We start from the raw sequence: 21,900 nt of genomic DNA, 5'->3' as shown, positions 1-21,900 counted from the left end.
CCAGTGAAGACTATTCTTTAGGGCGTCTCGCCCGTATTGACTAATCAAAATTGGGCCAGAGGCCCTTGAAACAATAGCCTTCACTGGTACGCCAGCCCGGTCGGCAAAGCCAAGCAAAAACAGAGAATCATAACCATGCGCTTACCCTCAATCCGCTTAACCATCCTCCTCCTATCAATATGGACAACCGCCTACGCCGGTTCGATTGATTTATCGAAGGCGCGTATAGCTACTACCGTTACCGATAAAAAAGTTCTGCGCCGAACGGTAGAGATTCTACAGCAGGAAGTGAAAAAACAGAGTGGTATTCAACTTCCCGTTGTCGGAAAACTCCCTGCCGATAATCAGCCGTTTATTGGGCTTGTGCTGGAACAGCATGTCGCTCAGTTGCCCGCAAGTTTCCGAACGCTCATCCAGGCAATGCCCGATAGTAAAAGTGAAGGCTTCAGACTGGTATCCATTGAAAAGTCCAACGCGGTGTTGATTGTCGGCCACGATGCGCGGGGATTGCTTTATGGTGTTGGACGTTTGTTGCGCAAGCTGGAGATGAAGCTGGGTAAGGTGGACGTGGCTGGAAATCTGTCTATTGCTACCAGCCCCCGCTATCCTATTCGCGGTCACCAGCTTGGGTATCGGCCAAAAACCAACGCCTACGATGCCTTTTCCGTGGCTCAGTACGACCAGTACATTCGTGAACTGGCGTTGTTTGGCGCTAACAGCATCGAAATTATGCCACCCCGTACGGATGATGACTTCACGAGTCGGCATATGAAGTTACCCGCCATCAGGATGATTGGCGAACAGTCGAGGATTTGTGCTGAATACGGGCTGGATGTCTGGATGTGGTATCCGAACATGGGCATGAATTACACCCATCCCGATTCGATTCAGAAGGAACTGGCTGAACGGCATGAGGTTTTTGCGGCTGTTCAGAAACTGGATGCGGTCTTCGTACCCGGCGGGGACCCCGGTGAACTGGAACCCGACGTGCTGTTTGCGTGGCTCGAAAAGGAAGCCCAGGTGTTGCAGAAATACCATCCCAACGCTAAAATATGGGTCTCTCCGCAGGTGTTCCGACCTACGCAGCAATGGTTCGATGCGTTCTATAAACACGTTAATAAGGAATACCCCTGGTTTGGGGGCGTGGTGTTTGGGCCTTGGGTCAAGATGTCGGTGCAGGAAATTCGGAAGGTGGTTAAACCGTCCATTCCCATTCGGCATTATCCGGATATTACCCACAACTACGCGTCTCAATATCCGGTGCCGCATTGGGATCTGGCCTGGGCCATGACGCTGGGTCGGGAGTGCATCAACCCGCGTCCGCACGATGAAAAGGCTATCCATAACGCGCTCGATGAATACGGAGCTGGAAGCATCAGTTATTCTGAAGGCACCAATGATGATGTGAATAAGTTTGTCTGGAGCGACCAGGACTGGAACCCCGAAACGCCGGTTATTGAAACCCTGCGTGACTACGCCCGATTGTTTATCGGGTCGGATTATGCCGAAACCGTTGCGCAGGGACTTATCGCTCTGGAACAAAACTGGCGGGGAAACCTCCTGACCAACGAGGCCGTTGAGCGTACCCTGATGCAGTGGCAGGCATTGGAAAAATCAGCTTCTCAGGCCGTATTGCAGAATCCACGCTTTCAGATGGGACAAATTCGGGCGTATTACGATGCCTTCACCCGCCGTCGGTTACTCTATGAAACTGGTCTGGAGCAGCAGGCGCGGGTTGCGTTGGAAGCCAGTGAGTCCGTTGGCTCATTAGCAGCTATCCGACAGGCAAATGCGATCCTCGAGAAAGCCTGGAAAGAACCGATTCTGCCCGTTTACCGCCAGACATGTTTTGCCCTAGCCGACTCACTCTACAAAAGCATTGGGGCGCAACTCACCATCGACAAACACGGTGCCATGGGTGGACGCGGTAACTTCATCGACAACATCGACATTCCGCTCAACGACTCTCCCTGGCTGTTATCGCAGCTCTCGCAGCTAGAGAAATTGACCAATGAGCCAGAACGACTCCAGAAAATCCGGGAGGTGCTGCACCGGACTGATCCGGGACCGGGTGGGTTCTACGACCATTTCGGCGCGCCTGAAAGCTGGCATCGGGTGGTTTCAGACACAAGTTGGGAGAAAGATCCGGGAAGTCTTCACTCGCCCCGAATTGGGTTTGGCGTAGGCCTGGTGGGTGTTGAATGGGTAGACGAGATTAAAGCAACGGGCTTCAAAGGCCAGGTGACGCCACGAGCCTGGATGAAACAGGCCAAAACCCTCTATGACCAACCCCTAAAAATCGCTTACTCTGAACTAGACCCCATGGCAACCTATCGCCTTCGGATTGCCTACACCGGACGTTTCCAATCACGCATGAAACTCACCACCGACGACGGCTCCGTTGTTCATGACTTCATCCAGACCGGCGAGCAACCCATCTATGAATTCGACGTACCCAAAGCGGCTTCATCCGATGGGGCCGTAACCTTCATCTGGGAATGTGGCGAAGGTGAACGCGGTTCGCAGGTAACGGAGATCTGGCTGGTGAGGAAGTGAAGGGGGGAGGGGAGAGTGTTAGGCTTAGATTTCTTTTATACTGGCTACCATCTGTTAAAACAGTTGTTTGTGCCATAGTAGAGACGAAACACAGGTTACTCCTTTGACTGTACAGCCTAAAATTCGGTATATTTGAGAAAAGGTTAGAATCATGGTTATCACGCGGCAAGACAGAAATATCCTTATAGAAGCTAACGACTCCATTAACATGGAGGCTGTTCAGAAACTTATTGACTACATAAACGTCCTGGAGATCGTATCCCAAAATCAGGGATCAGAAGAGCAAGCTGCGGAGCTTGCTGCGGAAAGTGACAAAAATTGGTGGTCAGAAAACAAGTCACGTTTTCTACCCTGACTATGGTAATTATTGTTGATACTAATATTTTGTTTAGTGCCTGCATATCACCAAACAATAAAATATCTGAACTTCTTTTTAGCCCTTTACCGTCTATCGAGCGTATTAGTTGCTACTACGCTATGGCTGAATTATTTAAATATCAACCCAAAATTATTAAACTGGCTAAACAGCCTGCCGATAAAATCAGCATGGTCGTTTATGCTATTTTAAAACAGGTTGAATTTATCAATGAGAATATTATTGAACCGCAGCACTGGATAGAAGCCGACCGACTAACATCAGGTGTTGATTCAAAAGATATAAATTTTGTTGCTTTAACGTTACAAAAATCGGCTTGGCTTTGGACAGGAGACAAGAAACTGACTACTCATTTAAAAGCTATGGGTTTCGATCAGGTAGTCACTACCAGCGAGTTATACGAAATGATACTATAATTATTCAAGAAAGAAAACACGCACGAATTCGACCTATCGAAAACGCCGTAACCTTCATCTGGGAATGTGGAGAAGGTGAACGTGGTTCGCAGGTAACGGAGATCTGCTGGTGAGGAAGTGAAGGGGGGAGGGGTTAGTACTTATGGCAACGGGCCATCATGTCCAATAATCACGCTTATAGAACCTGATAGGGGGTATGGTTACCGTGTCGAACCAGTATTGTCGTAGCGTAATGAAATACATTTTCCAGTCGTCAAAACTGAATGGTTTAACCGTGAAAGAAGCCGCCCCTGTTGAATAAGTAGTCAGAATAGTACTTGGCAATTGGCTGGCTGTTAGCATAATAACTGGTAATAAGCGTCCTTGCGCATGGGCCTGTAGGAAGGCTAAAAAGTCTAATCCATTCACGCTGGATCCTAAGTCGATATCAAGAAAGACGAGCTTAGGCCCATGACCATCAAGCGCATTGATATAGGCTATCGCTTCTGTATTGCTAAAGACTTGAATAAACGACGCTTCGGGGAAATGGTCCCGAGATGCCCGGTGCAGGATGTCAACGAGGAGTGCATCATCGTCTACCAGGAGAATTGGAAAGTTAGATTTCATGAAGCAATGGTTAAGGAGCAACTTAACCGACAGCTTTCCAATTAGGGCGGGGAAGGAACTCAGTAGAAAGGGATTAGTCTAAAGGTACTCTAATTAGAGTAGTATGCAATCATAAATTATTGAAAATAAGACAATTGTTGCTAAACTAGAGCTGTGGAATTAAGTAATCACGCAAATTTATTAACCACAGAGGCACAGAGAACACAGAGTTTAAATTCTCAAAAATCAATAAATAAAACTCTGTGTTCTCTGTGCCTCTGTGGTTAAAATCTATTTTTAGTTTGCATGATTACTTACCTCGATACCTTGTTTAAACCCGCAAAAATGTCTTTTTCTTGTAGAGAAAATACAGGAACACCCATTTTACGGCAATGTAGCCCAGCACGCCCAGCACGGCGGCAACCCAGCCTGATGAGATCAGCTTGATCAGGCCACCAAAGAAAAAGTGAGTTGCATATTCAAATTCGATGAACTCGCCCGCCAGGTAAATGAGGATGGAATTCATACCAATGATGGTGAAGAAAAACGTCCAGCCCTTGATGCCTTTGACGTCGATAACCCAGTAAAACAGACCCAGTAAGCTCAGACTCAGGCCACCCGTAACCAGCATGAATGAACTGGTCCACAGGTTTTTGTTGATTGGGAAGACAAAGTCCCAAAGCCAGCCAAGTAGGATAAACAGCAGACCTACGCCCACCAATTGAACCGCTTTCTGATTGCCGGTTTTACCATGCGTCTTCAAGAACGAACCAGCAAAAATACCAAGCAGCGCGTTGCCAATGGCCGGAATGGTTGAGAACAAGCCCTCTGGGTCATGGATCGTTTTGTATAAGTGACCCGGTACCACCATCCGGTCAATATAGCTGGCCAGATTGCATTCCATGGTTAGGATACCGGCTCCACAACCCGGTACGGGTATCAGCATCATAGCGGCCCAGTAACCCAGCAAAATACCGAAAAACCAGATGTACTGCGTGCGGGGTTTGGCATACAGAAAGATCAACTGGGCGAACATGCCCGCTAATCCGATACGGCCCAGAACGCTTGGGAAACGGGTATCCTCAAACGCTTTGACAAACAGACCATTGTTGTAAATAATGCCTAATAAAACCAGAATGAGCCCACGCGTTATAATCTTTCGGGCAATCTGCGCCTTCTCATCTCCCTTCTCTAACCGCGACCCTATCGAAAACGGGGTCGATACGCCCGCCATAAACACAAACAAGGGGAAAATCAGGTCGTAGGCCCGGAAACCATTCCAACTGGGATGGGTGAACTGATCGGCGATGAGAATAGCCCAGGCCCAGCCCGTCGTTTTGGCCAGCACCTGAAAGATTTCTTCACCCCCCATAATCCAGAACATATCAAACCCCCGCAATGTATCGAGCGAGAGTAGCCGCTTAACAGGGGCGGGCTGAAGTACAGCAGGTTCAACAGGCGAAGTAGACAGTAGAGACATAGGTTTTTGGTATAAATTTAGAATCAATAGAATCCATCAACAACCGCTAAAGCTTCTGTTGCTTCCGGGCTTTATACTCCTGAAAACGGTTCCGGTATTCCTGGAGCTCTTCAGGCTTGAATTTTTTCTGATACTCGGCTGGCAAATCCAGTCGCTCAGGCAGGAGCGCCGGTGCTTTGTCGAGTAGGGTATTTTTTCCTTTACGATTTTTTGTCAAAACGAATGAATCGTATTCCTGACCCGTTACCGTAAACGACTGGTACAATAGGCTATCCCCATCAATCGACACGGTTTGGTACAGTTGCGTGTTCGATCCTGCCCGATTCATCCAGTCCTGCAAACCAATATCGTACATTTTTGGGCCACTCACCGACACGACATAAATGGGGCCGTCGGGAAATTTTCGACTCTTGCCCAGCGGCATATTCAGCCCACGTCCATAGGTGTGGTCGTGCCCCTGCAACACCAGATCGACTTTGTATTTTCGATACAGGGGCTCCATTTTTGACCGCCACTCATCGTTGTCGCGGCCGTTCTTGGTGGAGTAGATAGGATGATGGTGAACGACCACGGTCCAGCGGTTTGGGTTCTTGCTCAATACCTTCACCAGCCAATCGGCCTGGGAGTCCATAACGGTTAAATCGAGCAGGGCAGCCTGTGAATTTAGGGAAATAAACCGTGTTCCCTGATAATCGAAGTAATAAGTTGTTTCCTCAAGTCCTTTTGGTCCGTTTTCGGGCAATACAAAAGATGGTCGCCAGTGCATGGATACGCGACTGGTGCCTTGCTCATCTTTAAAGTACTCATGGTTGCCCGGTGTCGCCAGGGTAGGTACCATCCCATTGATCCAGCCACCCGCTTCGAACCACTCACCCCATTGCCAGTCGGCGTTGGAGGTGGTGATTAGATCGCCCGCATGGACCATCAGGCTTACCGTGGGCAGGGTTGAGTATGCCCCGCGAATAGCCCGCGACCAGAGCGAGCGGATGTCGTTCTGTGCATCTCCGAAGTACAGAAAGGAAAAGGGAGCGGGTTTATTTTGGGCCGTTTTGAACTGGAACCACTCGCTCCAGTATGTGCCATTGCCAACCCGGTAACTGTACTGGGTACCGGGTTTCAGGTTGGTGAACTGAACAGAATGGTAGCGCACCCGTTTGCCTTCGATCAACACAGGTTCGCTCGTGGCTGGAACGAGGGTGGCGCTTTTGACAAAGTCGGGAGATGGGTCGGCTTCTGCAATGGCGCCAACCGCATTCGTAACGGTGGTGTCGGTACGCCAGTTGACGGACTGCGATGTAGCCGGGTCTCCATGCCAACCCAGTATAATGCGGTCAGGGTAAATGGAGGCCGGGTATTGTTTATGCGTCTGCGCGCTGGCAGATGAGAGCGTTAAGGCGACGAAAAGAGAAAAGAAAAGTAGTTTCATACAGTTAGAACCTATTGGGCATTAGTTCATAGAGTGGGTTAAGGTTTTATAAACGTTTAGTACATAATCGGTTTGGATAACATCCAGCTTCAACTGGGCCGCTTTCCGATACTGTTCTGCCGAGTCTGCGGAGTCCAGTAAGTCAGAAAAGGCTTTAATCCCATGCTGATGGATCTGCTGGATCAGGGACTCGCTGACCACCAGCCAGTTTAGGTCAAAGGCATACGGATTTAGTTTAGCAATCTTGTCGGCCATATCCTCCGCTTTTCTGAGCGATGGCATTAGTCGGGCCGTTGGGGCTGCCTGTTTCAAGGCCAGCAAGGTTTCGTCCGATCCGTAAAAAACGGCATTTTTAAGCAATCCATACGCCTGTAGTTGGCTAACTAAAGGCTCGGGAGCTACATTTTTGCAATCAACGTACAAATTTGTCGGTTTTGGGTGCTTCGCATTCCAGTTAGCCACCAGTTTACAAACCTCGTCCAGTGTAGGGATTCGTTCAGTCTGGAAGCGATCGCCAAAGCCTTTGCCCGCAGATAGGGCCCTGAGTGTAGCCAGCGTCTGCGCGTTTACCGGCCCCCTACCCGTGGTGGTGCGGTTCAAGGTAGCATCGTGCAGAATAACCAACTGGTTATCGGCTGTGGTCCGAACGTCGATTTCAATGTAGTCGACCTGCATAGTCAGGGCTTCCTGAAAAGTAGCCAGAGTATTTTCGGGCGCTCGCTGGGAGTTGCCCCGGTGTGCAGACACTCCGGGTTGATTGTGCGTTGATAAGGCAATGCGGTACATGCTGATCGAATCAGTAAACGATGCCATTTTTCTGGCCGACTGGCCAATTACGGAATTAGGAATTGCTAGCCCTCCCAGTAGAAATCCTGCAACCCAGAGCTTTGCCCATTGGCGTTTGTTCATTTGTGTTGAGCGTTTTTTAGATTCGGTCGGGCCCGCCAGTCGGCTTCCGGTCCAAATCGGGTATGAAGTGAATTGTCCAGTTTTTCATGGGACGGATACTGATAAATAAGCCGGTTGGTGAGCCAAAAGAATAAAGTAGACACCACCAGTGCCGATGTTGCCCTCAGCCAGACCTGTTTATACAGTGGCGCATAGGAAACAGGTTCCTGAATAACGACTGGCCGGGTTTTGGTCGGTATCGTCAGCACAAGCAGTGTGGCAAGTAGGGCGTTGATCGTAACGCCCCATTCGGTCAGGATACGGTCAGGATGCCAATTTACCAGGGCTCGCTCAAAATTCCCGACAATCATCAGCCAGAGAAGGATCAGGAAAATCAACTGCCCTTTGCCTAGCCACGAATCAGGCACAAGCGCGAGTGGTTCGCGAAAATGTCTGCGTATCAGAACGATAAACAGAACCAGGAGGATAAGCCAGGTTAGGTTGAACCACCCACCAGGCGTCATGGACAGGGAATCAACACCCGGCAAACGACCCAGGTAGGGCACATCCCATAAAGCGGGTGCCGTTTCCTCTGTACCATCTGCCAGCGTAATGGTTCGTGTCCAAACGTCAGGATTTAGCTGCTTACCCCATTCCTCCACATTTTTAACCAGATTGACATAGGGGATAGCCAGTAACACAAAAACCGTGGCGACGCCCAGCGTCCATTTGCCGCGAGTTGGTTCTGCGTCGTGACGGTCGTTATGCAGGGGAATTCGGGTTGCCAGAAAGCCCAGAGCCGCTACAATGGCTAGTCCATTAACGAAACCGTAACTCTGTTCCAGGAAGCTATGCCAGTTCTGATGCTGCCAATCGGCCCAGTTAGCTACAGTGGTTTTATAGGCTGCGCTGTCTGGCGATAGGCCTCTGCCCGCCAGTAGACGGGGATTTCCGGGTGCCATCAGCAGGTGTTTTAGCCATTGAATCCCCGAAAAGCCAAGCCCGCCAATGGTGCCGCTGATGACCGACGCAACCGCTACCGGACGTAATCGATGCCGGCGCATCCAGCTGATCATCCCGATAAAAACACCGGTGATGCCCGCCCAGTCATCACTACGGGGCGGAGTCATGCGGAGGCCGCCGGAGTCGGCAAAAAACAGGCTGCCAAGCACCGGGAAGGCCAGAAACGCAAGAAGCCAACCCGACGCCATGTACACGATCAGCGACGCGCCATGCCGGAACTTCCCGAAGCGAATGAAATACGCAATCAACCCCAGCAGTAAACCAACTACCCATCCAATGTGCGCCGGATAATCGCCGAACCACTGCGGCCAGTTATTCAGAAAATTACGAGCCTCAAAAGCCAGCTTGCCCGTTTCGGGATCAACGTAGGTGGGATCGCCCAGCGGATAGGTCAGTAGCGACGCCAGGGATTGGTCAAGTCCCAGAGCCTGGAGAAGCGCCTGAATCCCCCAACCCAGCAATGCCCCCGCTATGCCAAAAACAGGGAGCCAGAGGACTCTGCGGCTCTTCTGGTCGAGCAGGTCGTACAGGGCCATCGCCAGCAATGCCGTTGACGCGGCCAGATAATCGGCATCGAACCAGTAGAGGGGGCTTTTATGGCGTGAGGCCGTATGGTCAATCCTGATGCCCGATTGCAGGGCGTGGGCAATGGGGTCTTCAACCAGATCCTGAAGAAACCAGATGCCAAAGAGGAACAGAACTGGCTTGAACAACTGAATCAGCCGTTCCCGTTCGGCTACAGCCGCCAGCGCTGTACCCGCCCCGCCAAGGCCAGCCCATAGAAACCCAATGTAAAATAGGGCTGCATACCCATAGAGCTGGGTAGCACTATGACCGCTCATGGTGTAGGCGATGACCTGCATATAGGAAACCGACGCACCAAATCCCCAGCCGATGGCCCCGAAAAAAGCGAAGTAAAGAACCCGTTGCCGCCAGTCCGAACGATCTGATACCAAGGCAATACCTAGAGCACCCAGACATCCGGCAAAGGCCGCCCCGTATTCATGTCCGAAATTACCCCGGATACCCCAGCCAGTGGAAAGCGCCAAGCCGCCCAATAGCACACTCCGCCAGTGCCAGGTCGAGCTCTGTTGCGTACGGGGAACGGCCATCGTATCCATCAGATTACAGGCAGAGAATACGTATCGGTAGACTGATCGTCGCCAACGGCTGCTTTGATAATGCTCAGGTCGTGCCGTAAACGCTGACTGAACAGTGCCACATCGAAACTATGAACCACCATGTTGACGCCTTCTTTCATCCATCGGATCTGTCGTTCCGGCTCCAGCGAAAAGTGAATCCCGATGGAGAGTCCTTTGGCGCGGGTTTGATGAATAATCGACTGGACAGCGGCTTCAAAATCAGGATGGTCATATTGCTCCGGCAGGCCCAGGCTGACCGACAGATCATGCGGACCAATGAACACGGCATCAAGTCCCGGTACAGACAGGAGTTCGTCGAGCCGGTTTAGCGCGGGCACACTTTCGATGTTGGCAATGCAAATGGTATTGGCATTATAGGCAGCAATGTAGGCTTTCATCTCTGCCGAAAGTTCTTCCTGCCCTGTCAGATAGGCCGTCAGACGTTCGCCTTTGAGAGGGCGAAATTTAGTAGCACCAACCAGTTCCTGAATCTGGGCAACCGATTCGAGATAGGGGGCTACCACGCCTATAGCTCCCCCGTCGATAACCTGACAGGCCCGGAAGGGATCGGGGCTTGGAATCCGAACAATGGGTGTAATGCCATAGGCCCGGAACTGCTGACAGAGTCGCGCCAGCTCGGCCCGATCCATGGGAATGTGTTCTGTATCGATGAAAACGAAATCAACCCCTGTCTGTTGAATAACCTTGGGCCACATGGGTGCCGTTGAGGTAATGCAGGAGCCGTAGACGTTATAGCCTTGTTGTAGCTTTTGAAGCAAACTCGGGTGGGTTGAACCAGTCATTTGACAAGGGCGATTACACGAATTGAGTAAAGAGAAGGTAAGCCAAAGGACCAGCCAGCCAGTGGCTAGTTGGTCCTGATGATTCGAAACAATTACAGACTATTCTATTACTGTGCATGGGTCCGTTCAGGCTATTGAAGGCAGTAATTATTTCGGTAGGCCAATAGTCTGATTAAATCATACTGTAGTACTATACCCAGAAGCGTTGTTGCTTCTGGCTGATTTGAGAAAGTAATGTGCAGCAGCCTGGATCACTGCTACGGCCTGCCATTCTTTCGCTCATTCACTCTTTCGCTCTTTTTTACATGAAACCCATTGTTCAAATTTCACTGGACCTGACCAATATTGACGAAGCACTAGAAACGGCTGCTTTAGCCATGCGGGCGGGTGTCGACTGGCTGGAAGCCGGAACACCGTTGATTCTGGCCGAAGGGCTGCACGGCGTGCGAAAACTCCGCGAAGCCTTTCCGGGAGTCCCTATTGTAGCCGACCTGAAAACGATGGATGGCGGCTATCTGGAAGCTGAAATGATGGCCAAAGCGGGTGCCACGCATGTAGTGGTCATGGCACGTGCTCATGCCGAAACGATCAAGTGTGTGGTGAAGGCAGGCCGTGATTTTGGTGCCAAGGTTATGGGGGATAACATGGTGTGCCCGGATATGGTTGAGGGGGCTAAATGGCTCGAAGACCTGGGTTGCGATTACGTGATTCACCACATTGGTTACGACGAACGGCGGGGAATTGCGGCCCAGGGGCATCGGATGCCAAGCCCGCTGGATCAGCTTCGCGAGGTTGTTCAGGCGGTTCGGGTACCGGTGCAGGCCGTGGGCGGACTAAGTTTGGAGCAGGCCATTCGGTGCCCGGAATATGGGGCTCCCCTGGTAGTACTCGGTGCTCCGCTCACCATTGATGCCGATGCGTTCAAAACGGCTGATGGCGATTTAGAAGCATCGCTCCGGTTGATCTGCGAAAAAATTCACGCGTATGGCGATATAAAAATGAAATGAATAATGAACAATGGATAATCGGGGCCGCCCGTGTGGCAAACTGAATGATGGGATCATCTAGTTGTGTATTGGCTAGTTGCTTTTCATTGTCCATTATTCATTTTGCCGCACGGGCGGCCCCGATTATCCATTTACTTGAACCCTTATGAAATCTGCTGCTGTTGTTAATTATGCCCCGGAGAAAGGCTCCGTTGAGATTCGTGAACTGGACCGCCCTACAATTGGTGAGGACGATGTGTTGCTGGAGGTTGCTAATGTAGGTGTTTGCGGAAGTGACCTGCATCAGTGGACGTCCGATCATAGCTGGCCCGTAAACTACCCGGTGGTGCTGGGTCATGAGTTTGGTGGACATATTATTGAACTGGGAAATCGGGTTACGGGCTGGCGTGAAGGCGACCGTGTGGTTAGTGAAACGGCGGCTGTCATTGATGCAAACAATCCCATGACTCGTCGTGGACTCTATAACCTCGACCCCACGCGTAAGGGCTTTGGCTATGGCGTCAATGGCGCTATGACGCGTTTTGTGCGTGTTCCGGCTCGCTGTTTACACCTTGTGCCCGACCAACTGGCGTTTGAACAGGCTTGCCTGACCGAACCCTGCTGTGTGGCTTTCAATGCTGTTGTAGAAAATAGCCGGATCAAACCGGGTGATCGGGTCATTGTGCTGGGGCCGGGCACCATCGGTATTTTATGTGCCGCCATGGCGCGGCTCTGCGGGGCCGAAGTGGCGCTGGTTGGCCTGGAATCCGATCGGCATCGGCTGGAAATCGGGAAACACTACGGCTGCGAACCCATCATTGGTGATGCCACCGACTGGGCCCGAAAAGCGGATGGTCTCGGTGCCGACTGCATCATCGACGCGGCTGGTACCAGCATTACCCTGAAGCTGGCCATGCAATGGGTGCGTCCCAACGGGCATATTACCAAAGTGGGCTGGGGACCACAGCCGCTGGGCTTTTCGCTCGATCCATTGGTCCAGAAAAACGTGACTCTTCAGGGGAGTTTTAGCCATAACTGGCCCATCTGGGAGCGGGTAATTGCCTTACTCGCCAGTGGGCAATTGGACGTAAAACCCATTATTGGGGGCGTGTGGCCAGTTACCGACTGGCACGAAGCTTTTGAAAAAATGCACCGGGGCGATGTCGTGAAAAGTGTACTCAAACCTGTATAATCAATGCGACTGCTGAACAAAGTCATTATCGTTACCGGCAGTTGTACCGGTATTGGGAAGGCCATTGCCAGTCGGTGCGTTGCCGAAGGCGCGCGGGTGGTTATTCACGGACTGGAACAGGAACTGGGCGAAGCAATCGTGGCCTCGCTGGGAAGCGATAAGGCCGTCTTGCACATTGAAGAAATTACCGCCGAACGTGCCCCGCAGCACCTGGTCGATCTCGCCCTGAGAACTTTTGGTCGACTGGATGCGGTGGTCAATAATGCGGCTATGGTTGTTTCGTCAAACACCCAGACAACAGATCTGGCGCTGTTTCGTACGGTTCTGGAAGTGAATACATTAGCACCTTTCGCGCTGATCAAAGTGGCCTTGCCCCACTTACAAAAACAACGGGGCTGTGTACTGAATATTGGATCGCTCAATGCCTGGTGTGGTGAGCCGAACCTCATGGCGTATAGTGTCTCGAAAGGGGCCATGGTGACGTTAACTCGCAACCTGGGCGATACCCTTCATCGGGAGGTGGGCGTACGGGTCAATCAACTGAATCCGGGCTGGGTGCTGACGGAGCGGGAAATTCAGCGCAAACACGAGCAGGGCCTTCCCGATGATTGGTACGAGCAACTTCCACCGGACGTTGCGCCCTCGGGCCGTATGCTGCAACCCGACGAAATTGCAGCCGCAGCCGTCTACTGGCTGGCGGATGAAAGCGGCCCTGTCAGCGGCCAAATCCTTGACCTGGAACAGTACCCCTTTATTGGTCGAAATCTACCGAAGAATTAATCATTTACAACTATGCCTCAACTAGCGGCTTTCCCCAAGGCTTTTATGCAGCAGCTCTGCAAAGACGGAACCATGCAGGTTTCGGACTGGATTGAGCTGGCGGCCAAACTCGATATTGATGGGCTGGAGTGGTATGCCGGATTCCTGGAAATGGAAAACGAAGCCAACTGGCCTTTGTTTCGCCAGCAGGTGGAAGCGCACGGAAAGGTGATTCCGATGATGTGCTGCTCCCCGGATTTTACGCACCCCGACGCGGCATTTCGCGCTACTGAGATTGCTAAGCAGAAGCGATGGATTGATATGACGTATATACTGGGTGGTTCATACTGTCGGGTGCTGTCCGGCCAGCGTCGACCGGAGTTGTCTATTGACGAAGGAGTAGCCCTGGCGGCCGAATGCATCGAAGCCTGTTTGCCTTACGCGCAGGCGCGTGGCATTACGCTCATTATCGAAAATCATTACAAGGATGATTTCTGGACATACCCCGAATTTGCCCAGAAGATGGATGTGTTCTGTAAGCTCGTCGACCGGATCAACCATCCTAATTTTGGGGTTAATTACGATCCCAGCAATACCTACCTCGCTGGGGAAGACCCGCTGGAACTACTATACCGGGTATCGCACCGCGTAGTGACCATGCACGCTAGTGATCGGTATTTGCTCGAAGGTACGATTGAGGATTTGCGTCGCGAAGAAGGAGGAGCGGCTGGCTATGCCAAACGACTCAGCCATGGCGAGATTGGCAAGGGACTAAACGATTACGACGCCATATTCACCGAACTGAAACGAGTAGGGTTCAATGGGTGGATCAGTATTGAAGATGGGGTCGATGGGATGGCGCAACTGGAACGCAGTGTAGCATTTCTTCGTAAAAAAATGGTGGAATATTGGCCGGCGGATTGACGGTTTGTGGTGGCAGATGCTCACATCTGATACTTGAGGTTTCTCAAAATCTCGTGTCTATAGGTTTTGAGAAACCTATTAATGTCGGGTTTAAGAACCCAACATCACGAAAACGAACCTGACTTTGTTCTCGCTTGGCTCCGCCGAGTGAGAGGTATTGCTTTAAGGGCCTCTGGCCCGTTTATACCCTATTTTACCGGCCAGAGGCCGTTACAAAAATAGTCCTCCCTCGGCGGAGCCAAGAGAGAACGGGGAAATCTACTGATGTCAGGTTTAATAACCCGACGCCACGAAAAGCAAAAAAAGCAAAACGAAAGGTACGATTGCGCTATAAATCAGTAGTATACTGTATGTCAATGGGATCGAAATCCCATTTGGCTAACTCCTAAACCCTAAAAACCGAATATTTCTATGGAAGAAAAGAAAACTACATCGAATGCAGAGAGTCGTCGCGACTTTCTGAAAACGTCGTCGTTGGCGGCTACGTCATTTTTTATTGTTCCCCGGCACGTACTTGGGAAAGGGTTTGTAGCACCGAGCGATAAATTGAACATTGCCGGGATTGGGGCAGGCGGTAAAGGCAAAAGTGATCTGGCCGCGTTTTCACAAAGCCCCAACGTCAACATTGTTGCCCTCTGCGATGTGGACGACCGGCAGGCCGTCGATTCGCGGAGCCGCTTTCCGAAGGCAACCTACTACAAGGACTTTCGGGAAATGCTTTCCAAAGAAAATAAGAACATTGATGCGTGCTCCATTTCAACACCGGACAACACCCACGCTGTAGCCACGCTGGCAGCCATGCAGTTGGGCAAGCACGTGTACACCCAAAAACCCCTCACGCACGACATCTACGAATCGCGGATTTTGGGGCAGGCCGCCAAAAAATACAAAGTAGTAACCCAAATGGGTAACCAGGGTGGTTCGGGGAATGGGGTTCGCCGGATGAAAGAGATCTACGATTCGGGGATCATTGGCGAGGTTCACAAAGTATTGACCTGGACCAATCGCCCGGTTTGGCCGCAAGCTGTTCCGACCGACAAATCTTATGATATTCCAAAAGAACTTGATTTCGATTTGTGGTTGGGCCCCGCTAAAAAAGTACCCTATAATGAAGCCTATTTGCCCTGGAACTGGCGTGGCTGGTGGCCCTACGGAACGGGTGCGCTTGGCGATATGGCCTGCCACATCATGGACCCCGTGTTCCGTATCTTACCCATCGACTACCCAACTTCGGTTGAATGTAGTGTGGCCGGAACCTGGGCGTTTACGCTTCGTCCACAGGATGACAACCCCGACTGGACGCCCTTCTCATCCTCCATTCACCTCGATTATCCCCGCAAAGATGGCAAAGGGAACATCAAGGTGAGCTGGTACGACGGCGGCATTTTACCCGAATTGCCCGAAGAACTGCTGCCCGGTGAAAGTTTCGGCAACTCCGACGGTGGGGTGTTGTTCATTGGCTCAAAAGGAAAGCTGATGGCTGATTGCTACGGAGCTAAGCCGCGTTTGTTGCCGCTGAAAGCCAACGAGTCACTCAACATTCCCGAAACGATTGCCCGCGTACCGAACGAAGACCATTACCTCCAATGGGTCGATGCGTGTATTGCGGGTTATGGAAAGGGCGTGACGAGTTCGCCGTTTGAATATGCTGCGCCATTCGCCGAAAGCATCCTGATTGGAAACCTGGCCTTACGAAGCTGGATGCTCCGCGATAATCCATCAGCAAAACGATCGGCCGATCGCTACAACGGTCGCAAGAAGTTGTATTATGATGCGCCCAACATGAAGATCACGAACTACGACCTCGCCAATCAGTTTGTAAAACGGGATTACCGGGAGGGCTGGAGCTTGACGTTGTAGAATGCCGGACAATACCGTGATTACTGTGATGTCGGGTTCTTAAACCCGACATTAGGAGGTTTCTCAAAACCTCGTGTCTATAGGTTTTGAGAAACCTCAATTGTCAGATGTGAGCATCTGACATCACAGCACATTAGCTTAATGCCAGTTTGATATGCGCCAGATGGTGCTGAACGTGCCAGGCGGTCATGGCCAGGGCCTGAGCCTGATTGATCTGGATTTGCCGAACGGGATGATAATACGCAATGGCTAACTGGTCTGATGTCAGGGAGTTGGCTAAATAAACATAGCGCCGGGTAACGCCATCGAGAAGAACAAGAGAGTCTGTAATGGGGGCTTCGGTGGCGTCGGGCGTATGTACCCAGGCGTTCATGTCGATGAGCGTAAGCACCTTGTAGTCAGGCTCCGTCAACGCTTTCTTCATTCGAAAAAAATGCACAAACTGAATGTCGGCCACATGATGAACCAGTTGATGCACAGTCCAGCTGCCTTCCCGATACGTTTTTGCTAAATCGGCAGGAGACAGGTTTTCGACCAACTGCCGATACTGGGCTGGGCTGTTTTCGATGATACTAATAAGATGCGCCAGTTCATCTGCTGAATATGTTTCCTGGGTTACAAAGGGTCCAATGGGGTACTTACGATCGTCCATGTCAACAAAAGAGAAGTAAAGCTGCAAGGTAAGGAATTCTCTTTTTGATGATTTATTCTCGATTACGGGACAAGTTTAATTTGCGCGAATTATGGATATCCATAATACCTGCTTTTTTGACAGGATTTACAGGATAAACAGGATTTCTATCGACTAAATCAATCCTGTTTATCCTGTAAATCCTGTCAAAACTATATTTGTCCAGGGCTCTTACTTCCCAACCGGCTCACTAATAGCACCCAGATACCGGCCCATCCAATAGGGTAGCAGAAACGAGTCTCCGGCGCTCAATTCGCTCACCACTTTGCCGGGTCGGTCGAGTTTGAAGAGGTTGCGATTGTGCTTGAGTTCCGGGCGTTCGTCGGGTGGTAAAACTTCTTTAGTTGTTTGGCCCCTGAAATTTTCGGGAACGAGTTCAATGTCTTTTCGGTGACTATTCATCACGGGCCACTCGATCATATCCAGCGGAAATTCCTGTAGATACCAGACCGTTTCGGGTAAATCGAAGGTTTTGGCATCGGTCATGGCATAGCAGAGGTTCCAGAGACCGTCTTTTTCGGGACGTTCGGCTTGCCAGTGATCTTTGATAGCCTCGCGGTAGTTGGCTTTCAGTTCGGGTGTGAAGGCATACCGATATAGGGGCCAATAGGCCAGGAAGTACATTTCATCGTCGGAGTGGTTCCAGCCTTCGGAGAGCATTTTGGCCCAATCGTCGGAGCCGGCAGGGGCTTTCCCGATCTCGCTCATGGGGCGCATCAGGTTTTCCAGATAACCATGTTTTTGCATGAGCTCATAGGCTTTCTCCTTGTAAACAGGCTTCCCCGTGAAGTGATAAGCCGCCTGCAAAAACGCAATGATGTTCGATGAGTTGATTTTTCGATCTCCCACATTCGTTGGGAACCCGTTCACATAGGTTGGATTCCATTTGCCCCAGAGGGTAGGCTTGCCGTCGAAGTCGATCAGGTACCAGTCGTTGTTGATGATGTTGGTCATCAGTTGATCCAGCAGCGTAATAGCCCGCTTTTTTACGTCACCATCCATGAGTTCGGCCATCAGGGTCAACGTAAATACCTGCCCAACCGTTTGATCACTGCTGGTTGTTCCGCGCCAGTCCCATTCCGGATCTTTGGCATGCACCCAACCGTTTGTCATGCCACCATCCCAGGCTTTCGGATCAAATTTATGGTACCCTTTCCGTTCGAATCCGCGGGCAAAATAGCCACTCATACCGGTAATGCTGAACAGCCGTTCCATAGCCTCGAAAGACTCCAGACAGTTATGAAGGGCTTCTTTATCGCCGGTTACCTTGTAGCGGAACAACTGACTAACCAGGTACATGGATGTCCAGAGGTTATCGCTGTCGCGCTGGCCCATCTGAGCGGTCGACAAATCGCCATTTTTGATGGCGGTTACGTCGCAGTTAAACCCGTACCGGATATGTCGCTGCCGGACCTGTTTTTCGTAGCGCAATGCCTTTTCGTTTAAGGTTATGGCCTCGAAATGGATTTCGCCCAGGCCCTTATTCGTCAGGATCAGAACGGTTTTGCCTTCGCCTTCCGAAATAGCCGTTACCTGATTGCCGGGTAGCCAGCGCTCACCGTAGTAATAATTGAATTTGCCATCGGGCCGTAGCATAAACGCACCCTGACCAGAACCGAACCAGAGGTTACCCTGAATGAGCTGAATAGCCGTTAGATTCGGGCAGGGAAGTTTTTGCTGGATACTACCGATGGGTTTATACGTAGCAGCATCAAGCGTCCAATAGCCATTGGTGGTACCCAGGTAAATTTTGTTGGTTCCGATGGCAAAACAAGTCAGGTTGGGATTCTGAAAAACGGGTGTTAACTGCTTCTTCGCCAGATCAATCACGTTCAGTGAGTGGCTTCCTAATACCCAGAACCAATTTTTTGCCGCATCGTACCGAACCGACTTCACCTGATCCTGACTCAGTTCCCCTTTCCAAACAACCCCTGATTCGGAAAGAACCGTTAATCGAGTGCCATCTGAAACCAGAAAGGTGAAACCGGAGCCGGAACAAAACAGTGTTGCTCCAGACAGCCCATGTTTGGTAAACAGCTTACCCGCCCAGGCATTGCTGACAATGGCGGTGTCATCAAGGTAAACGAATTGGTGGTCATGTAGTCCAAGACCCACGATTTTTCGGTCGGTAATGGGTTTGTAGGAACGGTCGGGTTCCAGCGTTCCGGGATATTGAAACTGCCCTCCTCTGGGTCGCAATAAGCCTTTCGATGAAGCGACCTGAATCACGCCGTTTCGATCCGAGAAGACGTTTTGTAACTGGATGGTGCTATCTGCGGTGTAGAATTTTACGCTATAATCCTGTTGATAGGGCAGGTCGCGGTAGGCGGCTATTTGGGCGAGGGCGACAGTTGGAATAAAGAGCGAAAGAATGAATGAGTGCCGCAATAGATGTTGAAAGGGCGTATCGGTTCGGAGAGAACGCTTTGTGAGTTTTGAAAAAATGGCCAACGTCATGATTATTTCAGCAGATATTTTGTGGTGCCGGGTTGAAGAACCCGACACCACATTATTGCATTGAGAATAAACAGCGTAATCACTTTCCAACGGGCGCGCTGATTACACCCAGATAACGGCCCATCCAGTAGGGCAGTAGCCAGATGTCGCCCGCGCTATGTTCCGAGTTACCATTGCCACGGGTGCGGTCCAGGCTAAACATATTGCCATTGTGCCGCTGAATAGGTCGCTCATCAGGGGGGAGCACCTCTTTTGTGGTTTGATTCCGGAAATTGGGGGCAATGGGCTCAATGTCCTTCCGATGGCTGTTCATGATCTCCCAGTCGATCAGGTCGAGTGGATGCTCCCGTAGGTACCAGGCTGCTTCGGGAATGTCGACATTTTTAGCGCCGGTCAGGGCCGAGAAAATGTTCCAGGCTCCTTCTTTTTCGGGACGTTCGGCCTGCCAGTGATCCAGAATCGCCTGTTTGTACTTGGCGCGTAAGTTCTCGTCAAATGCATAGCGATACAACCCCCAGTAGCCAACAAAGTACATTTCATCATCGGAGTGATTCCAGCCATCCGACATGTGCTTACTGTGCTCATCGGCATCTGCCGGAGCTTTCCCGATTATACTCATGGGGCGCATCAGGTTTTCCAGGTAGCCGTTTTTCTGTAGCAGTTCAAGCGCCTTCTTTTTGTACTTCTCTTTTTTCGTGAAATGATAGGCTGTTTGTAGCATGGCCGTGAGGTTGGAGGAGTTCAACTTACGGTCGCCCACGTTGATTGGAAAGGCATTAACATACTCCGGGTGCCATTTGCCCCACATCGTCGGTTTTCCGTCGAAGTCGATCAGATAGAGATTGTGCGACAGAATGTGGCTCATCACCGTATCGATGAGTGTAATAGCCCGGCGTTGAAGGTTTTTGTCGTCAACTAATTCGGCCATGGCCCCGAACGCGAAAATATGGCCAATCACTTCGTCGCTACTGGTTGTTGACTTCCAGTCCCAGCCGGGCTGGGGCGAATGCTGCCAACGCTCAGGGTCCGAGAGTTGGTTGATATAACCTGCCCGCTCAAAGGATCGGGCGGGGAAACCGGGAACGGGGTTGATGGTGTACAGCCGCTCCATCGCATCGAGCGATTCCCGGCAATTTTGCAGAGCTTCTTTGTCTTTCGTAACGGCATAGCGGAAAATTTCTCCGCCCAGATACATCGATGTCCAAAGTCCATCATTATCCGAGTCAGACATATAGCCCGTGGCCAGATTGCCTTTCTCCATCCGATCCAGCGAGGCATTGAACCCATTCCGGATGTGGCGATTCCGCACCTGATCTTCGTAAAAGAGCGCTTTGTCGTGGAGGGTCATTGCCTTGAAACAGATTTTGCCCAGTCCCGCCGTGGTCAGGACCAATACCGAATTCTTGGGGCCTTCGGTGATACTGACAACCTGATTGCCGGGTAGCCAGCGTTCGCCGTAATAATAATCGAACTTGCCATCGGGCCGCAACGAAAAGGCTCCCTTGGTTGAGCCAAACCAAATTTTGCCACCAGCTTCTGCCACCGCTGTGATTTCCGTCCAGGGAAGTTTCCGGTGAATAGCCCCAATCTGTTTCTTACTAGCCGCATCGAGTTCGATATAGCCATCGTTGGTTCCGATGATGACGTTCTTATTGGCATTGGCGAGAGCGAATGCCGTAAAACCAGTTCCCTCAAAAACCTTGGTCAAGCTGAAGTTTGCGCCGGAAAGTGTATAGAGCGATTTCTTGCCGAGAATCCAGAATAGGTTCGTGGCGGGTTGGAAACGTACGCTCAGGACGTCATCGCCGGAGATTGCGCCCTTCCAAAGAAGCTTACCATCCCGAACAACGTTCAGCGCACTTCCGTCAGACACGAGGAAAGTAAGATCGGGAGTACCGACAAAACTAGTTGCCTTCTGAAGCTGGTGTTCGGCAAACAATTTCCCCGCCCAGGCATTGCTCAATACCGCTTTTTGACTCAGATAAACGAGTTGCTGGTTTTGTGAACCGATGGCCTGAAGCTTCATATCCTTGATGAATCGGTAGCTCTGATCAGGCTGTAAGGTGCCTGGATGCAGAAAGTCACCGTCGGCGGTGTGCAGTAAGCCTTCGGAAGAGAAGACCTGAATGACGCCATTGCGGTCGCAGGCTACGCCCGATAAACTAGCGGTTGGCTTGTTGACATAATATTTGACGCTGTAATCCTGTAGAAAAGGTTTGTCCTGATAAGGTACCTGCGCCCTCAGTTCATGCCCCACCGAAAAGAAGAAAGCAGCTAAACTGAACCAGAAACGTGTATAAGGAATTTGCATAATCGTGAATAAGAAGAGATGAGTG

16 protein-coding genes are annotated in these 21,900 nt (G+C 50.9%); 7 read left to right on the top strand and 9 right to left on the bottom strand.

Annotated features, from left to right (window positions below; translation table 11 throughout):
* Window positions 1–135 precede the first annotated feature (135 nt).
* Both ACYVGO_RS23870 and ACYVGO_RS23865 read left to right on the top strand, forming a co-directional pair.
* Window positions 136–2,556, top strand: coding sequence for a hypothetical protein (locus tag ACYVGO_RS23870; protein WP_460971425.1), 2,421 nt, complete (start codon window positions 136–138; stop codon window positions 2,554–2,556).
* Between the two features lie 357 nt (window positions 2,557–2,913).
* A complete protein-coding gene (locus ACYVGO_RS23865; protein ID WP_460971423.1) occupies window positions 2,914–3,348 on the top strand; it encodes a PIN domain-containing protein in 435 nt (144 codons plus the stop codon).
* 156 nt (window positions 3,349–3,504) lie between these two features.
* On the opposite strand, the gene ACYVGO_RS23860 is transcribed toward ACYVGO_RS23865, so the two are convergent.
* The 6 genes from ACYVGO_RS23860 to ACYVGO_RS23835 all read right to left on the bottom strand — a co-directional run bounded on the left by ACYVGO_RS23860 (window position 3,505) and on the right by ACYVGO_RS23835 (window position 10,695).
* Window positions 3,505–3,954, bottom strand: a complete 450-nt coding sequence (locus ACYVGO_RS23860) for a response regulator (RefSeq protein WP_142771628.1) — start codon at window positions 3,952–3,954, stop codon at window positions 3,505–3,507.
* Window positions 3,955–4,264: 310 nt separating this feature from the next.
* On the bottom strand, window positions 4,265–5,413 hold the full coding sequence (locus ACYVGO_RS23855) for an acyltransferase family protein (RefSeq protein WP_460971421.1): 1,149 nt from the start codon (window positions 5,411–5,413) through the stop codon (window positions 4,265–4,267).
* Between the two features lie 46 nt (window positions 5,414–5,459).
* Window positions 5,460–6,839 carry a purple acid phosphatase family protein gene (locus tag ACYVGO_RS23850; RefSeq protein WP_460971419.1) on the bottom strand — a complete coding sequence of 460 codons (1,380 nt, stop codon included), beginning with the start codon at window positions 6,837–6,839 and terminating at the stop codon, window positions 5,460–5,462.
* 21 nt (window positions 6,840–6,860) lie between these two features.
* Window positions 6,861–7,748, bottom strand: coding sequence for a glycerophosphodiester phosphodiesterase (locus ACYVGO_RS23845; RefSeq protein WP_460971418.1), 888 nt, complete (start codon window positions 7,746–7,748; stop codon window positions 6,861–6,863).
* Entirely contained in the window at window positions 7,745–9,862 is a 2,118-nt protein-coding gene (locus tag ACYVGO_RS23840; protein ID WP_460971417.1) for a hypothetical protein, read from the bottom strand. Before ACYVGO_RS23840 ends, ACYVGO_RS23845 begins: the two co-directional genes overlap by 4 nt.
* Window positions 9,863–9,870: 8 nt before the next feature.
* On the bottom strand, window positions 9,871–10,695 hold the full coding sequence (locus tag ACYVGO_RS23835) for an HpcH/HpaI aldolase family protein (RefSeq protein WP_460971416.1): 825 nt from the start codon (window positions 10,693–10,695) through the stop codon (window positions 9,871–9,873).
* 305 nt (window positions 10,696–11,000) lie between these two features.
* On the opposite strand from ACYVGO_RS23835, the gene ACYVGO_RS23830 reads away from it, so the two are divergent.
* From ACYVGO_RS23830 to ACYVGO_RS23810, 5 genes are all read left to right on the top strand, one after another.
* A complete protein-coding gene (locus tag ACYVGO_RS23830) occupies window positions 11,001–11,702 on the top strand; it encodes an orotidine 5'-phosphate decarboxylase / HUMPS family protein (protein ID WP_460971415.1) in 702 nt (233 codons plus the stop codon).
* A gap of 145 nt (window positions 11,703–11,847) precedes the next feature.
* Complete coding sequence (locus ACYVGO_RS23825) at window positions 11,848–12,873, top strand: zinc-binding dehydrogenase (protein WP_460971414.1); 1,026 nt, start codon at window positions 11,848–11,850, stop codon at window positions 12,871–12,873.
* A 3-nt stretch (window positions 12,874–12,876) separates the two neighbouring features.
* A complete protein-coding gene (locus ACYVGO_RS23820) occupies window positions 12,877–13,653 on the top strand; it encodes an SDR family NAD(P)-dependent oxidoreductase (RefSeq protein WP_460971413.1) in 777 nt (258 codons plus the stop codon).
* Between the two features lie 12 nt (window positions 13,654–13,665).
* Window positions 13,666–14,556 carry a sugar phosphate isomerase/epimerase family protein gene (locus ACYVGO_RS23815; RefSeq protein ID WP_460971412.1) on the top strand — a complete coding sequence of 297 codons (891 nt, stop codon included), beginning with the start codon at window positions 13,666–13,668 and terminating at the stop codon, window positions 14,554–14,556.
* Window positions 14,557–14,967: 411 nt separating this feature from the next.
* Window positions 14,968–16,416, top strand: a complete 1,449-nt coding sequence (locus tag ACYVGO_RS23810) for a Gfo/Idh/MocA family protein (protein WP_460971411.1) — start codon at window positions 14,968–14,970, stop codon at window positions 16,414–16,416.
* Window positions 16,417–16,549: 133 nt separating this feature from the next.
* Here ACYVGO_RS23810 and ACYVGO_RS23805 read toward each other — a convergent pair whose 3' ends face one another.
* From ACYVGO_RS23805 to ACYVGO_RS23795, 3 genes are all read right to left on the bottom strand, one after another.
* Window positions 16,550–17,068 carry a YfiT family bacillithiol transferase gene (locus ACYVGO_RS23805; protein WP_460971410.1) on the bottom strand — a complete coding sequence of 173 codons (519 nt, stop codon included), beginning with the start codon at window positions 17,066–17,068 and terminating at the stop codon, window positions 16,550–16,552.
* A 210-nt stretch (window positions 17,069–17,278) separates the two neighbouring features.
* Complete coding sequence (locus tag ACYVGO_RS23800; RefSeq protein WP_460971409.1) at window positions 17,279–19,564, bottom strand: hypothetical protein; 2,286 nt, start codon at window positions 19,562–19,564, stop codon at window positions 17,279–17,281.
* A 79-nt stretch (window positions 19,565–19,643) separates the two neighbouring features.
* On the bottom strand, window positions 19,644–21,875 hold the full coding sequence (locus ACYVGO_RS23795; RefSeq protein ID WP_460971408.1) for a hypothetical protein: 2,232 nt from the start codon (window positions 21,873–21,875) through the stop codon (window positions 19,644–19,646).
* Window positions 21,876–21,900 lie beyond the last annotated feature (25 nt).

This window comes from Spirosoma migulaei (genome assembly GCF_054776855.1).
Note: the sequence above shows the minus strand (reverse complement) of the source record. Positions and strands in the feature narration are given on the sequence as shown.